Below are 15,732 nucleotides of genomic sequence, written 5' to 3'. Positions count from 1 at the left end.
CAGGACTGATGCTGGCATCGACCCTGACCGGCCACGCCAATGAAGGCGCCCCCTTTTTTGATCTTCCCGCGCAGCCTTTACCGCTGTCGCTGGAGACTTTCAGTGAGCAAACGGGGATATCGATCTTGGTTACCAGTGATCGCATCCAGGACAAAACCGCCAGCGCCGTACGAGGTCATTTCGCTCCGGATCAGGCGCTGACGCTGTTGCTGAACGGTACCGGGCTGACCAGCCGCCGGCTGACCGATTCCGCCCTGACGCTGATACCGGACCAGCACGACACCACCGAAAACGTCCCGCCCAAGGTCCGCTCCTCGGTGCCGCCCACCTATGCCCGCTCACTGCAACAATCAGTGATCACCAGTTTGTGTCGCCATCGACCGGAACAACTGGGACGTTTTCGCCTGGTGGTGCAATTGTGGGCCGACCCTCAAGGCCGGATCACCCGGATGCACTTTCCGGACAGCGATGCCGAGGCACGGTGGGGGAAAAACGTCCGCGCCAGTTTCAAGGATCTGACCCTGCCGCCACCGCCGCCGGGCATGCCGCAGCCGATCACACTGCTACTCCACCCGGGCACACCATCCTGCCAAGGAGAATCCAGGGAATGAGCACCGCCGACATCCCGCACCAGTCGCTGCACGATCTGCTGGTGCAACGTTACGACGAGTTCCGTCAGCGCCTCTCCAGCCGCCTGGGTTCCCATCAACTGGCGGAGGACGCCTTACAGGAAACCTGGTTGCGCATCGAACGTATGCAGGAGGGCACCCGTGTTCATCACCCCGCCGCCTACCTTTTTCGCATCGCCATGAACGTGGCGGAAGAGCAACGCCGCAAACACGCCCGGGTGATGACATTGGACGAAGTGGAAGATCTCTATCAGATGGCGGATGAACTGGCCGACCCCGCCCGTGAAGCACTCGGTGAACAGGAGATCCGGATATTCCGCAGAGCCCTGGCGGAACTGCCACGGCGCCGCCGCGCCATCGTCACCGCCGCGCGTATCGAGGACACGCCGCACGCGGAAATCGCCGAGCGTTTCGGTGTATCCCTGCGCACCGTGGAAAAAGAGCTGCGCGCCGGATTACAGCATTGTTGCGAACGGTTGGAACGGGATTACTCCCCACGTTACGGGCCCAGACAAAAAAGGCCGACGCAATCATGACCGATTATCGAAATGCCCCCGCCCCCTCTTCCGACCGGATCACCCGGGAGGCAAGAGAATGGGTGGTGCACCTCTCCTCGGGACGCGCCAGCGCCGCCGACGGTGAAGCTTTCCGCCGCTGGTGCGCGCGGAGCCCGGAGCACGCCCGGGCATTCGTCCATTGCCGCCAGGTCTGGCAAGGCGTGGAACAGGCCGTTACCAGCGAAACCGTCGAAGCGGAAGTTCATCCGTTGCCCCGGCGCCGTTCTTCCCGCCTCACTCGGCGGGCCTTTCTCGGCGGCGCCGTGGCGGCTTCGGCGGCGGGCTGGCTGGCGTTACGCTCGCCTCTGGATCTGTGGACGCGCATGGGCATGCAGTCCGCCGATCTCTGGACCGGCACCGGGGAGCAGCGCGAAGTGGTGTTGCCCAATACCGCCACCGTGCAGCTCAACACCCGTACCAGTATCGATGTGAACCGGCAGGCGGAACACATTACCGGGCTGGTGTTGAACAGCGGTGAAACCGAGATCACCACCGCCGACGGCAACCGCCTTCCCTTCACGGTGACCGCCCAGAACGGCCTCATTGAAGCACGCCACGCACGCTTCAATGTGCGCTTCACCGATGACCGCGTGCGGGTGACCTGCCTGGATGGCCAGGTGGCGGTGCGCCATCAACACCAGAGTGTCCAGCTCCAGCCTGCCCAGCAAGTGGTGTACAACAGCGCCCGCTTGTCCTCCGTGCAACACGTGGACCCGGATCATGTGACGGCCTGGCGGCAACGCATGCTGGTGTTCAACGGCACGCCACTGGCCCGGGTGGTGGACGAGGTGAACCGCTACCGCCCGGGGCAGATCGTGTTGGTGAACGATCAGATCGGCCGGGTTCCGGTACAGGCTTATCTGTCATTGGACAAACTGGAAGACTTCGCCGCTCTGGTCAAGGAAGTGCGTGGCGCGGAGGTGCGATCATTGCCGGGTGGGATTCTGATTATCAGCTGAGAGACCGTACTCCTACACATCCTACACGCTGATTCGCTGCCAAGGCAGCCTCCCACAGCGGCTTCGTAGCTCTCTCTGGGAAGCTGCCGTGGCAGCGAATACCATGCGGATTCATACCTTCAGCGGGCATGTCCCGGCATCCCGCCGCTAATCCTGGCAGTAATAGACCACTGAGTAGTTATACACCAGCGTTACCGGAGCTCCCCGCGCCACCGGGGCACTCACTGCTTGTCGGGAATCCACGTTTTTCAAACGCACCCGGTCCGTGCCACAAGCCTGGCGCGCCTTGGCGATACAGGGATTGGCTTCCACATCCTGGGTCAGCGAACATTGCACGATCACCGAACGCTGATAGCGATCAACCGCTGAATCGGAGCGGGGCGTGGTCTGGGTACAGGCGGCCAGCACAGTGGCGGCCAGCGCCGTTACCATTACCATCCGGATCGGCATACAGGTTCCTTTTTGATTAAGGCTGGTTTTGGTTTTCCAGCAACGCCGTCACCGCGGCGCCGTTGATACTGAGAGAAGCTTCACCCACCAGACGGTTCAGGTAGGCCTCGGCGTTTTGCCGCCGGCGCTGCTCCCTGACCGTGGCGCGCAGTTGATCGCGCACCTCATCGAAGGTGGCGGTTCTCGCCGCCTCGGTCTTCTCCAGCTTGAGCACATGCCAACCCGACGCGGTGCGAAACGGCGCGGAGACTTCCCCTTCCTTCAACGCCGTCACCACCGGGCGCGCCTCCGGAGTAAGCTGGGCTAGTGACTGCACGCCGATATCACCACCCCGGGCGGCGGAAGCCGCGTCATCGGAATGACGACGGGCCAGTTCGGCGAAGTCCCCTTTCTTAGCGCGGGCTTCCTTCACCAATTGCCCGGCGCGAGCTTTCACCTGGTCGGCATTGGCGCCGTCCACGGCAAGAAAAATCTGCCTGAGGTAATAACGTTCCGGTACCGCCAGTTCCTGCTTTCTGTTGTCATAAAGCTGCCGCAGCGTGGCGTCATCGGGAAAGTCCTCCGGCACCTGGCTCACCGCGCCCAGATAGCTGCGCAGCAGGATCTGATCACGCGCTTGATCGATGGCCCGCGTCACTTCCTCCCGCTTCTCCCAGCCCTGTTGCCGGGCCTCTTGAATCAGTGCCTTTTCCGCCAGACGCTGACGCGCCCAATCATCAAACAGCGCACGATCCCGCTGTATCGCCGAGCGGGCCTGTGGCGACAACGCCGCCAGCCAGTCCGCCACTTCCTGATCGCGCAGACTGACCGCCCCCAGGGCCGCGACCGCATCCCCTTGCCCTGTGGAGGTGGGCGATGAGGCCGCCGGTGACGGAATCGATGCCGGTTCCGAAACGGCCACCGCCTCGGACGGTTGCATCACCCAAACGGTGCCAATGACGCCCGCCAAACCAGCCAACACCGCGCTGAGTAAAACCTGTGCGCTTTTCATTGTTCACTCCCTGGTTGAAACCATCGCCGGCACGCCGGCAATTCACTTCTCTACCCGTCACTCCGCCGCTTCCGTGCTTATCGCCTGCTCATGTTCCGAGGCATCGTCTTTATCGTGGCTCTCATTACGGTTCTCGTCACGGTAATTGCGCAGATAGAGCAGGAACTCCTGCAACAAGCGGTCCCAGATTTCCAGGTTGGCGCGCACATGGGCGCGGCGCACACCGCCAGCCACGATCACATCCATTTCCAGCACCAGAAAATCACCATGCCGGCTCAATCTCGAGAAACGCTTGCCGCGATTCCAGGCCGGGATCAGCCCTTCCGGCAACTCGCCCTGGATGCGCAAAGCGCAGCTGATGGTGAAGTCCAGAAGCCCTTCCCCCAGCATATTACCGGGGCGCACGGCAAAGCCGATGCCCTGACTGGCGCTGAGCAGTTGCTTGCTGCCGTTATGCTCGGTTTCATTGGTGCGATAACCGGCTTCCTGCAACAGAGCACTGAGTTCCTCAAGAAGCAGAGTGTCGATGATGTGGTTTTCTTCGCTCATGGTGATGTCCTTAACAAGCCGTTGTGACGTTTCGATGATGGTCAGCCGCCGTTTTCCGCCGCACCGGCGTTACCGTCCTGGTCCGACCGCACCACGCCGACCTGGGCGTTATACAGCCGGTCTCCCATTTCCTGGGCCCTGTTCTCGAACTCCACCCGCGACGAGGTCGCCAGCGGCTGACGCATCTTGAACAGGCTGCCGGCACCGAGGCTTTCATAAGCGGACAGAATCTCCTTGCCCGCCATATACATCTCCTCGTTGCGGCTGACGCAGGTCTGCAATTCGGCGGTACGTTGTTGCAACGCTTTCTGCAGCGTCAGCCGTTCCGTTTCCTTGCCTTTGGCCAGGGTCAACAACTCATCGTAGGCGTCGCGCATCTGCTGGGCGCGTTCCTGGCTGGCCGCGATGCGTGCTTGACTGCTGCGTTGCTGGGAGGCCAGATTCCCTTCCACCGCATCGAGCCGGGCCTGCAATTTGGCCACCTTGGCCCTGGCGGCGTCACGTTGCACTTCCGCGTTGGAACGGGCCGCCTCCAGGCCCGCTTGCCGGGATTGCAGGTCCCGCAATTGCTGGGTGGTGTTGCGTAACTCGGTGCGCAGACGTTCTTCCAGACTGGACTGCTGTGCTTGCGTCCACGCCGGCAAAGCCAGGACCATCAATGCCATCGTCACGGGTAACCACTTTGTTTTGACGTTATCCGTCATCTTCATGGTATTACCTCCCTTCATCGCCAGGTCGATCAGAACCGGGCGTTCAGTTCGAGCTGCAAAATGTCGATGGACAGCGGCGGTCCATACACCTCTTCCGAACTCATCCAGCGGCCCTGGAAGTACAGCCGCTCGTTCAAGGCGTAAGCCGCGCCCAGGTAGTAGCCCTTGGCATTGGTGCCGCCGAGGTGGAAGGAAGAATCGTTGTAGGCATCCGGTAAAGCATCCGGCTCAATGTGTTTGTAGCCCAGGAAGGTCAGCCAGTCCCCCCTCCGGTCCAGCTTCAGGGAGGAACCGAAAGCAGCATGAACCATCCAGGCGGTTCGCCCACTTTCGAATTCGCCGTCTTCATCGAAGTTGTTGACGATCATGCCGGCGGCATTGCGCCACATGGCCTGTTCGGAATAGGCGTCGTTATAAATGATGTTGCCCGCCAACCTGAGTTTGTAATCACTGAAAACCCGTGTATCCCAGATCAGGTTCAGATCGAACAGCTGAAATTCCGAGGCCAACCCCAGGTATTGGGGCATTGAAGTGACGTCGGCATCCGGATTGGGTTGGATATCGCGCAGCCAGAACAGGGTATTCCCCTTCTGCATGAAGGTCGGCCGCGACCAATCCGTATCGCAGAACTGGTATGGGTCACTGTACAATTCACATTCGGAAGACCGCTGCCCTTGAATGTTATCAAAGTGGTAGTAGCCGATGGCCGCGGTCAGGCGCTCTTCCTGATTGAACACCCAGTTGGCGCCGACCTGCGCGCCGAACAGCCATTTGTCCTCACTATCACTTTTGTCCGGGCTGCTGGAAGGCCATGAGTCGGAGCTGTATTCCAGGGGAAAGGCGCCAATGGTGCCGAACATCGCGACGCGATCACCGACCCGAAGGTCCTTGAAACCGGCGGACACACCATCGAAACTCAGATCACCGGAGAACAGAATGTCGGTGGAGACGAAGGGGTTCTCCGCGCGCCCAGCGGTGAAGCGCCAAATCCCCGGAGCCCATTTCACCCACCCCTGATCCAGCCAAATGTCTTTTTTGCTGAGCCCGCCACCGAGCGTCTGGGTAGTGGAAACCGGGCCATTGCTGCTGCCCGTGGCCAATCTGACACCGGTGCTCCAGTTGCCCCCCAGATCCGCTTCCAAACCGAAACGGGCACGGAGCCGCAACAGGTTGGTGCGGTCTTCACGGGTGTTCATCAGGGGGGGAAAGTCACTAGCGATAGGCCCCAGATTGGTTTCAAACGGGCCATCTTCATTATATTTTTGGCCATCCACGAGTTGATCAATGTTATCCCCGGAAAAGAACCGGCTCTCATTACGTACCCGCACGTCACCAAACAGCTTCACCCGCGATACCCAGTCCGGAAAGGTATTCGGTGCCGCCCAGTTTTCCGCCTTGGCCTGGGCCATCACTTCCTGTTTGACTTCCTCGCGAATCTCGTCACGAACCACTTCCGGGATGTAGGGCACACGCACGTCCCCTTCCCGCACTTCAGGTTCGGGGCGGCGCTGACTGGCGGTCTGGGCCTCCTGTTGCGCCTGCTGTAGCAAGGCGTTGGCCTGGGCATCGGTGATCACCCCCTGTTCCACCAACAACCGGATCAGGTGCACGGTGGTGCTGTTGCCCTCCGGCGCGGTGGATTCGGCGGGTGCCTGCGCCACGGCCGGGCCGCTCAGGGTCGCCGCCACGGCCAGCATCAGCAGCCACTGATTGCGCTTCATGTTCATTGCTTTATTGCTCCTGAAACGGTTCGTCTCGATTCTTGGGTCTGGTTGGTTTCGGTCCCGGTCAGCCCGGACGCCGCCCTTGCAAAGCCACTTTCACCGGCAGTGTCATCGACTTCGGCGGCTTTTGATCCAGCGCCGGGATGGCACGCACGGCGGCGATCACTTTGTCGTCCGTATCCGGGTCACCACTGGACTTGAGTAATTGCACCCGGGTGATCTGGCCGGCTTCGTTAAGCCAGAGATTGATCTGTATCCGGTAACTCAGATGACGGATCGACGGCTCCTCGCGCAGCGCCCGCTGAAAGGCGTAGGAGAGGTACTGGCCGTAGGTGGCGTTGCCGACCCGGCCAGTGCCGGAACCGGCCATGCCGCCGCCGCTGCCGGCGCCGATATTGAAGGCATCGGTGCCGGCCTGGGCTTCACCATCGATCTGCATGGCCTCGGACAAATCGTCCGACGGCGAAGGCGGTTCCTCCGGCGTCGGTTCTTCCACCGGCGTGGGATCCGGTTCCGGCTCGACGATCTCCTCCGGCTCGGGCTCTGGTTCCGGCTCCTTCATTTCCTCCGGTTCCGGCTCCGGTGGCGGTGGTGGCAGCGGCACCAGCATCGGCTCCTGCGGCACCTGCCGGCGCACACCGCTCATATCGTTGGCCCACTGCCAGATCAGCCAACCCAGCACGATCAACACCACCGCGCCGACGGCCAGGCGCACATAGGTCATCGGCCCGCGCTTGTCACGGGATGCCTTGCTCGCCAACGCGGATTGCCGTTTACGAGAGGAGGCTCCGGAATCCCGCGATTGAGGTGACTGCAACGACATGGTCTTTCCTGTTATCCGGTTATCATCGATCACTGTGGCGGCTTGCCGGTCACCAGACCGACCTGGTTGAGATCCAGACGCCGCAGCACATCCAGCACTTGCACCACTTTTTGGTATTGCACCGCGGCGTCCCCGCGCACGATCACCGGAAAGCCGGGGTTCATGGCTTTCTCGGTACGCAACCGATCCTCCAGTTCAGCGAGCGTCACCGGGTAGGCATCGAGAAACACCTGTCCGTCGTTGTTCACCGAAATGGCCTTGGTCTTGGATTCGGACAGCGACACCGAGGAGCTGGCCTTGGGCAGATCCACCTTGATGCCCGCGATCTGCGCCGTGGCGGTGAGGATGAACATCACCAGTACCACCATGAGCACATCCACCAGCGGCGTGATATTGATGCCGTCCACCGGTCCGTCCATTTCATCGTCGTCCATCGAGGTTCTTACCGAAGCCATCGTTGTTCTCCTTACACCACCGGACTTTGAGAGATGCCATGGCGCACGGCATGACCGGCCTGCGCCGGCTGCGGCGGCCGCTGCCCGGCGCCATGAATCTCGGCCAGGCGGGTGACGAATTCGTCCAGGAACACGCGCATATCGGAACTGATATCGCGGTTACGGCCGTTGATGCGGTTGTAGGCAAACAGCGCCGGGATCGCCACGAACAACCCCATGGCGGTGGCCAACAGAGCGGCGGCCATACCCGGCGCCACCGCGTTGATGTTCACGTCCCCGGCCATGGCGGTACCGAGAAACACCACCATGATGCCCATCACCGTACCCAGCAGGCCGATGTAGGGGCCGCCGGCGATGGCGTTGGAGAGCACACCGAGACGGGAACTCAGCTCGCGATTCTGCTGGGTACGAACGGCGTCCATGGAAGCGCGGATCGCTTCCAGGGTTTCCGAGGAAATGCTGGAAGTATCGGCGCCCTGGGCACGCCGCAGACGCAACTCATGCACCGCCACTTGGTACAACCGCCACAGCGATGAGTGCTCCAGTTCCCGCTCCAATTCGGGGCTGTCCGCGAGTTTTTCCAGTTGCGTGCCGACCTGGGCGAACTCGTCGCGGAAACGGCCATTGGCCTCGTCCACCCGGCGGCTATGGCGAAACTTCCGGTACATGACGAACCAGGTCTGGATCATCATGATCACCAGAATCCCGATGATGACCCAGGCGTCGATGGGCACCGCGCTGAGCAAGAATCCGAGAGCACCGAAGCCGAATCCGGACTGCTCTTCGTCGACGCCAAATACCACCAACCGCGACTCGGAGCCCTGGGCCTGGTAATCCGCCATCAACAGAGACGCCGGCCGGGCCTGCTTGGAAATCCGCACTTCATCCAGAGCGCCATTGAAGTAGCGGGACGGCACCGCCGCCGGTGTAGTGGTAGCGACATCCTCCCCTTCACTCGCGGTTTCTTCCGCAACGGGCTCGGCGGGCGCGTAACCGGGAATATCGCCCCCCAAGGCGATGGCGGTGGCCAGCGGCGGCAGTGCCACCGGCAAGCTGCTGATCTGGCGGCCATTCACGTACAACGCCACTTGCCGCCCATCGGCGGTCACCGCCAGATGCTGCCACTGACCGGATGCCAGCGGTTGCGCTGGCGCCGTTCTCTGACCATTGACCTCAACAAAGGGCTGGCCGGCGTTGATGCCGATCAACAGCGAATTACCGGCGTCACGGCGGGCATAGATCAACTGTTCATTGGCACTCTGATCGGCACGCACCCAGGCGCTGAAGGAAAACTGACCGGCGGCTGGCGTCGCCAGGACCGGCGCGGCTTCCACCATCAGCGGTTCGCCACCGGCAAAGGCGGCGGCCTGGCCGATCACTCCGGTGACGCTTTGCGCCACGGTGTTACTGGAATTGTTGCCGTAGGCGGTGGCGTCACGGGCCGGTGCGCCGGGCGCCTGGTCAAAGTGATAGACCAGGGTGTAATCGGCATCGAACACCGCTTGGCCATTGCTGGTGGCCGGCGCGTCGGGATTGCCGTAGTACATCCAGATATCCTGGCTGGACCCGGCTTCCAGCGCCGGCACGTCCACCCAGACGTAGGCCACGCCCAGCAGCGCGTCGAAGCTTTCAATCTGGTGATTGAGAACGGTTTGATCGTCCGCCGCCACAAAGCGCAGATCCGAGCCGTTTTCCTGGACGTCCTGAAAACCGAAGTTACCGGTATGCAGACGTACCAGCAGCGGTACCCGGCCGACCCGCTGATCGATGGCCGCGCCCTGGGGCGAGGTATCGATGGTGATTTGCTTGCGGTAACTCCAATCGTCTTGCCACCAGGCATGGGCCAGGGTGGGCAACAGCGCACCCAGGCAGGATATGAGAAAAATCAGCAGGCGTTGTTGCATGATCAGACACTCCGAAAAACAAGCTGTTTGGACGCCCTTGGGGACACCCCTGGTTCTGTTCAGAAACTGGCGGTAATACTGAAATGCACTCTGGGGTCGTGTTTTTCCGTGTTTTCCCCATCAGTGAGCGGGTACCCCAGATCCAGCCGCCCGCTCAACCAGGCACCGATTTCCGCTCGCAGACCGACACCGACACTGGCCAGATCGAATTCGTCGTCCTGTTCCGGCAACGGGTTTTGCAGTGTCAGATGGGCGCCCTCGCCGAACACATGGGCGCGCACCAGACTCCAGGGCGACCCCAGCCACTCAGCAATGGAAGGTGTACGCAGCTCAATACTGGCCAGCACACCGTCATCGGCGGATTGCTCCGCGGACAGATAACCCCGAACCGTGCCGGCGCCCCCCACCGCGAATTGCTCGTTGGAAACCAGGGAACCGGACGCCATTTGCGCGCTTACTTTTGTCGCCAGCCCCCACTCGCCCAACAGCCTCTCGTTGCTGGCCTCGGCCTTGATCACGGCGAAGTCCGGTTTGGCCCGGTAACGTTTGTAATCGAACTCCTCCCAGCCGCTGCTGTTGCCGGGAAACTCATTGGTGGCGGTTACCAGAGTCAGATTGATCGAGCCCTGATTCTTTTCGGTGTAGTAGTAGCCGTTATAGCCAAAGGTAAAAGGCGCGTATTTCAGCGGGATGGTGTCCTCGGCATCGCCGAATTCCAGTGACTCGTCGAAGTCCTTGAAATCAACACCGAGTGAGAAGGAATGTCCCCAGGTGCCGTCGAACGGAATGTTGTAGGTGGCGGAAACGCCGTAAGAACTCCCTTGCCCCAGCACGCTGGTGCCGCCCACGGTGTTGACGTCGCTGTCGGAGGTATAACCGGAGAAACGCAGGGACCAGCGCTCGGACAGCGGCATGCCGTAACTCAACGACCAGACCTCGGCGTTATCGGTATTCTCCGGCGCGGTGAACAGCGTCAGGGACATACTGTGTCCCCGTTGCCACAGGTTGGAATGCCCGAGGGTGGCGATGGTGCGCAGTTTTTCGGTATCGGCGCTGTAATCGTTGTTCAATGTCAGGCTGCCGTTCCAGGGCGTCTGGTCCTCGACGGCCAGATCCACATCCATGGTGCCGGGAATGGCGCCTTCCTTGACCACTGGCATCACCTGCCGCTTGCCGGTGCGGTTCACCTTGGTCAGGTCTTCCTGCACCAGTTCGAAATTGGGCACCACGCCTTCCCGCAGTGCCGTCACTTCCTCGCGGATTTTCAGCGGCGAATGGTATTCGGCGCCGACCACGCGCACCCGGCCCACGGTGACTTCGATCACCTGCAGATAGACCACGCCGCCGCTGACCCGCTGCTCCGGCAGTTCCACGTAAACGGATTGATACCCTTTGTCCTGATAAACCTTTTGCAGAGCTTTTTGCGCGCTCTGAATGTCTTCCAGGCTTCGTTCCGGGCCGAGAAAGGGGTACACCGCCTTCTCGATGTCGCGCGCTTCCAGAACCGTGTTGCCACGCACGACGTACTCGTTGATGGTCACCGTTCCCGGCACTTCCTCCGGCGCGGCCTCGGCTGGCTCCACCCCGGGCGCCATCCGCGCCTCCTCGGCGGCGGCACCTTGTTGAGCGTGAAGTGCCGATGTCATCGTCATGGCTGCCACAAACACTCCCCCCCAAAAACAGGACATTCCGCTCATTCTATTGGCGTCACGCATTGACTCGACTCTGCAAACACATACATGGACCGGTGGCCAGCATCACCGTGGAAAACTCTGGTAACCACGAACCACAACCCCGAAAGACACCGCGGCAAATACGGTGATCCAGTTAACACTCTCTAGATGTCGGGAGTCCGTCGGAACCGAACTGTTGTCACCAAAAATTCACGGAAAGACCGCGTTGCTACAGCAAAAAAAGCGCGGACCGGTGAGGTGGGAAAGACGCTCAGGCGGCGCCGGAGCGGTGATGGCGCGGCAATGGGGAGAAACAGTGGAGAACAGGACGCCGGTCATGAAAAATTCACTGAAAAACCACTTCGTTTTCATTCTCCTGGGGGAGCCCAGGAAAACGTCATGCCGGACTTGATCCGTCATCTCCCACTACGAAGTGGTGGCCCTCCAGAGAGAGCTCCCGGGTCAGGCCCGGGATGACGCGGTATTGTTCAGAGCTTCCCTGGCCGCAGGCACATGCACCGATAAAAAACGGAAACGACATGAAGCACTGGATACGCATGGGATGGCTGCTAATGATGACACCGGCTCTGCAAGCGGCGGAAGCTCCCGCGCCCGGGGCCGATGAGCCCTCCTGCGTGGAAGTGGAAGTCAACGGCCATCGCGCCCTGCCCTACGACTGCCTGCAGCGGAAGATGATGCCGACGGCCCTTCCCAAGGCGGCCAGGCGGGATAGCCCGGCGCTGGACTCCGCCGACGTCACTCGCCTGCCGCCCAATCAGAGCGGACAGTTCAGTCAGTCGGCATTGCGCAATCGTATGGGCAACGCGCTGGGAAGTGGCGTCAAGCCGCAACGCCCGCCGCGTTGATCCCGACTTGCCGACATCGCTGGCAGACGCCAGTATAAAGGCCCCGTCAGCGAGCGCCGTGTTATGCCCGAATCCGTGTCCAGCCTGGATCCTGTTCAACTAGAGCACTGGGAAGACGGCCTCTGTCTGGCCAGCGGCGGCTATTATCCGGAACGGATCCGGCTGGAAGATTTCGAGCATCAGGCAGTGCCGCTGCCGGCATCCCTGCAAGGCGCGGTGGAGAAGCGTCTGGCCGAATATCTGGCGGGACGATGCTGCGCCAGAGCGGCCATCGAAGCCATCACCCGCGAACCCGCCCTGCCCGGCTACGGGGAGGATCGGGCACCGATCTGGCCACAGGCGGTATGCGGTGCCATCACCCACGCTCAGGGCCGGGCAGCGGCTCTGGTGGCTGATCGCACGCTCTGGCGCGGGGTCGGTCTGGACGCGGAAGCGTGGATCACCCCGCAACGGGCGCTGAAGCTGCGCGATCAGTTGCTGACGGAAGCGGAGATCGAGGCGCTGTCGGACCTGGATCAGGAACAACAGGCACGCCGCGTTTCACTCACGTTCTCGGTGAAGGAGGCGTTGTTCAAAGCGCTTTATCCGCTCACCGGCCAACGCTTTTATTTCCAGGACGCGGCACTGCTGGACGAGCACCGTATCGTGTTGCGCAGTACCTTATCGGATGAGTGGCGCACCGGTGTGGCACTGGACTATCAGTGGCGGGAACAGCACGGCGGGGTGCTCAGCTGGATTCTGGTGGCGCGGGTTTGACCCGTACCGTCATCCCGGACACCGATCCGGGATCCCGCTCAGTTTATCGTGGCCTTGATGGAGGCACTGCCGGCGTCACGAGATCCCGGGACAAACCCGGGATGACGTACGGGTATTCGCTGCCAAGGCAGCTTCCCACGGCGGCTTCGCAATGCCTATGTGGGAAGCTGATTTAGCAGCGAATACGGCGCGAATTCATCTCTCCAGGATCAACAGACTGCCCACGGCTTAAAACAAATCGGCGTCGAGGCTCATCATGGTTTCGGCACCGGCCTTCAATTGCCGCGCCAGGGCTTCGCCGCGCGGCAGCAGACGCTCGAAGTAAAACCGTCCGGTGATCATCTTGGCGCGGCCGAAGTCGTCATCACGCCCGGCGGCATTGACCATCATCATCGCCCACAGCCAGGCGTAGGTGACGTAACCGAACAGATCCAGATATTCCACCGCGCTGGCGTTGACCGCATCCGGATTATCCCCCGCCTGGCGCAGCAATTCCTCGGTGGCCACCTGCAAACGATCCACCGCGGCGACCAGCGGCTCACGCACACCGTCCAGGCCGGCTTCCTGGCCATTTTCTTCGATCCAATGACGCACTTCCGCCAGGAACGACTCCACGTAACGGCCACCGTTGCGGGTGACTTTACGACCGGCCAGATCCAGCGCCTGAATGCCGTTGGTACCCTCATAGATTTGCGAGATTCGGCAATCGCGCACGAACTGTTCCATGCCCCATTCGCGGATGTAGCCGTGACCGCCAAACACCTGCTGGCCCAACACCGTGGTTTCAAAACCTCGATCGGTAAAAAATGCTTTCGCCACCGGCGTCAACAGAGCCACGCGATCCGCCGCCTTGCGGCGTACTTCCTCGTCCTCGGAAAACTTCACCAGATCCAGTTGGATGCCAACGTACGCGGACAAGGCGCGGCCGCCTTCATTGAGCGCGCGCATGGTCATCAGCATACGGCGCACATCGCCGTGCACGATGATCGGATCGGCGGCGCCGTCCGGGTTGGCGGCGCCGGTGGCGGCGCGGCCCTGAATACGCTCACGGGCATAATCCACCGCGCTCTGGTAACTGGCTTCCCCCAAGCCCAGTCCCTGGATACCGATGGACAGACGCTCGTAGTTCATCATGGTGAACATGCACGCCAGCCCCTGGTTGATTTCACCAACCAGCCAGCCCTTGGCGCTGTCAAAATTCATTACGCAGGTGGCGGACCCCTTGATGCCCATCTTGTGCTCGATGGAGCCGGCGGCGACACCATTGCGCTCACCAGGATTCCCCTCGGCATCCGGCAGGAACTTCGGCACCAGGAACAGGGAAATGCCCTTGGAACCGGCCGGGGCGTCCGGCAGCTTCGCCAGCACCAGATGGATGATGTTATCCACCATGTCGTGCTCGCCGCCGGTAATGAAAATCTTGGTCCCGCTGATTTGGTAGGAACCGTCGTCCTGAGGCACCGCCTTGGTGCGCAGAATGCCCAGGTCAGTGCCGCAGTGCGGTTCGGTCAGACACATGGTGCCGGCCCATTCGCCGCTGTACAGCTTGGGCAGGTATGCCTGTTTCAACTCGTCGCTGGCATGGGCGTCCAGACACAGGGTGGCGCCGTTGGTCAGCGCCGGGTACAGCGCGAAGGAGGAGTTGGCGCTGTGCATCATTTCCTCGAACAGCACCGCCAGGGATTTCGGCATACCCTGCCCGCCGAATTCCGGATTGCCGGAGAACGCGGTCCAGCCGTTTTCAGCGTAGGTTTTGAACGCGTCCTTGAAGCCTTTTGGCGTGGTGACGACACCGTCCTCGAAGTGACAGCCTTCCTCGTCACCGTCACGGTTCAGCGGAAACAGCAGGTTCTCCACCATCTTGCCGGCTTCTTCGAGCACGGCGTCGGAAAGATCGCGGGTCACTTCGGAGATAGGGGGCAAGGAAGACCAGAGATGTTCCGCCTGAAACACGTCGTTAAGCACGAAACGCATGTCTTCCAAAGGAGCCTTGTAGATCGCCATGGTCTGTCTCCCAATTGCTGACCGTGTGAAAGGCGGTCAGTTTAGCCACGACGCCGGTGCGGTAAACGATTATTTGTGACTCCCCATTCATCCGTGACCGCCCGGTTCCGGCCGTTTCCACAGCCAGATCAAGGTCACGCACAGAAAGGCGGGCACGCTGAACTTCACCAGTGGAGGCGCCGCCGACAGCGTGATCAGCACCACGCTCAGCGCCATCATCAATGTCGCCGCGACCTTGGCGCGACGGGATACCGCGCCATGTTCACGCCACTGCCGGATCGAGAAGCCGTAGCGGGGGTGGTTCAGCAACCAGTGCTCCAGGCGCGGCCAACCGTGCGTGCCAGCCCAGGCCGCCAGCAGCAGAAACGGCACCGTGGGCAGACCGGGCACCACCACGCCGACCATGCCCAGTGCCAGAGTCAGCAAGGCCAGTGTTCGCCACAACAGAATCTTGATCATGGCGGCTATTACAGCATGGCCACCGCTCACTGTCTTCGTACGGGGAAAGGATTGATGGATGGGGGGCTTTCTAGCGGAGGGCTTCGTAGCCGAGCGTCTCAGTATTCGGGGAGTGCTGCCGGTCAGGGCGTTCCAGGATCGTGTTTGCCCACGGATGGCCAAACCCTAGCGTACAGGGACGTATTCATAGCGTGTCCTGGGCCGTTGGCGATTCGCTTGCCAG

At 61.4% G+C, this 15,732-nt stretch carries 16 protein-coding genes; 5 read left to right on the top strand and 11 right to left on the bottom strand.

Features of this window, described 5'->3' with window-relative positions; translation table 11 throughout:
* Positions 1–8 precede the first annotated feature (8 nt).
* From A6D6_RS04190 to A6D6_RS04180, 3 genes are read left to right on the top strand one after another with little or no spacing between them, the layout of a single operon-like run.
* Positions 9–611, top strand: coding sequence for a secretin and TonB N-terminal domain-containing protein (locus A6D6_RS04190; protein WP_159660029.1), 603 nt, complete (start codon positions 9–11; stop codon positions 609–611).
* Entirely contained in the window at positions 608–1,165 is a 558-nt protein-coding gene (locus tag A6D6_RS04185) for an RNA polymerase sigma factor (RefSeq protein WP_133491910.1), read from the top strand. The genes A6D6_RS04190 and A6D6_RS04185 overlap by 4 nt, the downstream gene beginning before the upstream one ends.
* A complete protein-coding gene (locus tag A6D6_RS04180; protein ID WP_133491909.1) occupies positions 1,162–2,145 on the top strand; it encodes a FecR family protein in 984 nt (327 codons plus the stop codon). The genes A6D6_RS04185 and A6D6_RS04180 overlap by 4 nt, the downstream gene beginning before the upstream one ends.
* Before the next feature lie 147 nt (positions 2,146–2,292).
* On the opposite strand, the gene A6D6_RS04175 is transcribed toward A6D6_RS04180, so the two are convergent.
* The 9 genes from A6D6_RS04175 to A6D6_RS04135 all read right to left on the bottom strand — a co-directional run bounded on the left by A6D6_RS04175 (position 2,293) and on the right by A6D6_RS04135 (position 11,397).
* Entirely contained in the window at positions 2,293–2,595 is a 303-nt protein-coding gene (locus tag A6D6_RS04175; protein ID WP_097058364.1) for a hypothetical protein, read from the bottom strand.
* 16 nt (positions 2,596–2,611) lie between these two features.
* The gene (locus tag A6D6_RS04170; protein ID WP_159660028.1) at positions 2,612–3,586 is read right to left on the bottom strand and encodes a peptidylprolyl isomerase; all 975 of its coding nucleotides are present in this window, start codon (positions 3,584–3,586) and stop codon (positions 2,612–2,614) included.
* 57 nt (positions 3,587–3,643) lie between these two features.
* A complete protein-coding gene (locus A6D6_RS04165; RefSeq protein WP_159660027.1) occupies positions 3,644–4,135 on the bottom strand; it encodes a YbjN domain-containing protein in 492 nt (163 codons plus the stop codon).
* Between the two features lie 41 nt (positions 4,136–4,176).
* A complete protein-coding gene (locus A6D6_RS04160) occupies positions 4,177–4,845 on the bottom strand; it encodes a DNA repair protein (RefSeq protein WP_159660026.1) in 669 nt (222 codons plus the stop codon).
* Positions 4,846–4,874: 29 nt separating this feature from the next.
* A complete protein-coding gene (locus A6D6_RS04155) occupies positions 4,875–6,572 on the bottom strand; it encodes a putative porin (RefSeq protein ID WP_159660025.1) in 1,698 nt (565 codons plus the stop codon).
* Positions 6,573–6,633: 61 nt separating this feature from the next.
* A complete protein-coding gene (locus tag A6D6_RS04150) occupies positions 6,634–7,392 on the bottom strand; it encodes an energy transducer TonB family protein (protein ID WP_236563974.1) in 759 nt (252 codons plus the stop codon).
* 29 nt (positions 7,393–7,421) lie between these two features.
* Positions 7,422–7,847, bottom strand: coding sequence for an ExbD/TolR family protein (locus A6D6_RS04145; RefSeq protein WP_014993295.1), 426 nt, complete (start codon positions 7,845–7,847; stop codon positions 7,422–7,424).
* An 11-nt stretch (positions 7,848–7,858) separates the two neighbouring features.
* Positions 7,859–9,751: a DUF2341 domain-containing protein gene (locus tag A6D6_RS04140; protein WP_133491905.1), complete on the bottom strand. Its 1,893-nt coding sequence runs from the start codon at positions 9,749–9,751 to the stop codon at positions 7,859–7,861.
* A gap of 59 nt (positions 9,752–9,810) precedes the next feature.
* Complete coding sequence (locus tag A6D6_RS04135; RefSeq protein WP_236563973.1) at positions 9,811–11,397, bottom strand: ShlB/FhaC/HecB family hemolysin secretion/activation protein; 1,587 nt, start codon at positions 11,395–11,397, stop codon at positions 9,811–9,813.
* Positions 11,398–11,963: 566 nt separating this feature from the next.
* On the opposite strand from A6D6_RS04135, the gene A6D6_RS04130 reads away from it, so the two are divergent.
* Entirely contained in the window at positions 11,964–12,290 is a 327-nt protein-coding gene (locus tag A6D6_RS04130; protein ID WP_133491904.1) for a hypothetical protein, read from the top strand.
* A gap of 63 nt (positions 12,291–12,353) precedes the next feature.
* The gene (locus A6D6_RS04125) at positions 12,354–13,046 is read left to right on the top strand and encodes a 4'-phosphopantetheinyl transferase family protein (protein ID WP_159660024.1); all 693 of its coding nucleotides are present in this window, start codon (positions 12,354–12,356) and stop codon (positions 13,044–13,046) included.
* A gap of 228 nt (positions 13,047–13,274) precedes the next feature.
* Here A6D6_RS04125 and A6D6_RS04120 read toward each other — a convergent pair whose 3' ends face one another.
* On the bottom strand, positions 13,275–15,050 hold the full coding sequence (locus A6D6_RS04120) for an acyl-CoA dehydrogenase C-terminal domain-containing protein (protein ID WP_159660023.1): 1,776 nt from the start codon (positions 15,048–15,050) through the stop codon (positions 13,275–13,277).
* 87 nt (positions 15,051–15,137) lie between these two features.
* The gene (locus A6D6_RS04115; protein WP_133491901.1) at positions 15,138–15,509 is read right to left on the bottom strand and encodes a YbaN family protein; all 372 of its coding nucleotides are present in this window, start codon (positions 15,507–15,509) and stop codon (positions 15,138–15,140) included.
* Between the last annotated feature and the right edge of the window lie 223 nt (positions 15,510–15,732).

Source organism: Alcanivorax xiamenensis, from assembly GCF_009846745.1.
Taxonomy (GTDB): domain Bacteria; phylum Pseudomonadota; class Gammaproteobacteria; order Pseudomonadales; family Alcanivoracaceae; genus Alloalcanivorax; species Alloalcanivorax xiamenensis.
Note: the sequence above shows the minus strand (reverse complement) of the source record. Positions and strands in the feature narration are given on the sequence as shown.

Excerpts from the sequence above, each read along its gene's own strand:
- A6D6_RS04190 (WP_159660029.1), top strand. The coding sequence starts at position 9 with ATGCTGGCATCGACCCTGACCGGCCACGCCAATGAAGGCGCCCCCTTT.
- A6D6_RS04185 (WP_133491910.1), top strand. The coding sequence starts at position 608 with ATGAGCACCGCCGACATCCCGCACCAGTCGCTGCACGATCTGCTGGTG.
- A6D6_RS04180 (WP_133491909.1), top strand. The coding sequence starts at position 1,162 with ATGACCGATTATCGAAATGCCCCCGCCCCCTCTTCCGACCGGATCACC.
- A6D6_RS04175 (WP_097058364.1), bottom strand. The coding sequence starts at position 2,595 with ATGCCGATCCGGATGGTAATGGTAACGGCGCTGGCCGCCACTGTGCTG.
- A6D6_RS04170 (WP_159660028.1), bottom strand. The coding sequence starts at position 3,586 with ATGAAAAGCGCACAGGTTTTACTCAGCGCGGTGTTGGCTGGTTTGGCG.
- A6D6_RS04165 (WP_159660027.1), bottom strand. The coding sequence starts at position 4,135 with ATGAGCGAAGAAAACCACATCATCGACACTCTGCTTCTTGAGGAACTC.
- A6D6_RS04160 (WP_159660026.1), bottom strand. The coding sequence starts at position 4,845 with ATGAAGATGACGGATAACGTCAAAACAAAGTGGTTACCCGTGACGATG.
- A6D6_RS04155 (WP_159660025.1), bottom strand. The coding sequence starts at position 6,572 with ATGAACATGAAGCGCAATCAGTGGCTGCTGATGCTGGCCGTGGCGGCG.
- A6D6_RS04150 (WP_236563974.1), bottom strand. The coding sequence starts at position 7,392 with ATGTCGTTGCAGTCACCTCAATCGCGGGATTCCGGAGCCTCCTCTCGT.
- A6D6_RS04145 (WP_014993295.1), bottom strand. The coding sequence starts at position 7,847 with ATGGCTTCGGTAAGAACCTCGATGGACGACGATGAAATGGACGGACCG.
- A6D6_RS04140 (WP_133491905.1), bottom strand. The coding sequence starts at position 9,751 with ATGCAACAACGCCTGCTGATTTTTCTCATATCCTGCCTGGGTGCGCTG.
- A6D6_RS04135 (WP_236563973.1), bottom strand. The coding sequence starts at position 11,397 with ATGACATCGGCACTTCACGCTCAACAAGGTGCCGCCGCCGAGGAGGCG.
- A6D6_RS04130 (WP_133491904.1), top strand. The coding sequence starts at position 11,964 with ATGAAGCACTGGATACGCATGGGATGGCTGCTAATGATGACACCGGCT.
- A6D6_RS04125 (WP_159660024.1), top strand. The coding sequence starts at position 12,354 with ATGCCCGAATCCGTGTCCAGCCTGGATCCTGTTCAACTAGAGCACTGG.
- A6D6_RS04120 (WP_159660023.1), bottom strand. The coding sequence starts at position 15,050 with ATGGCGATCTACAAGGCTCCTTTGGAAGACATGCGTTTCGTGCTTAAC.
- A6D6_RS04115 (WP_133491901.1), bottom strand. The coding sequence starts at position 15,509 with ATGATCAAGATTCTGTTGTGGCGAACACTGGCCTTGCTGACTCTGGCA.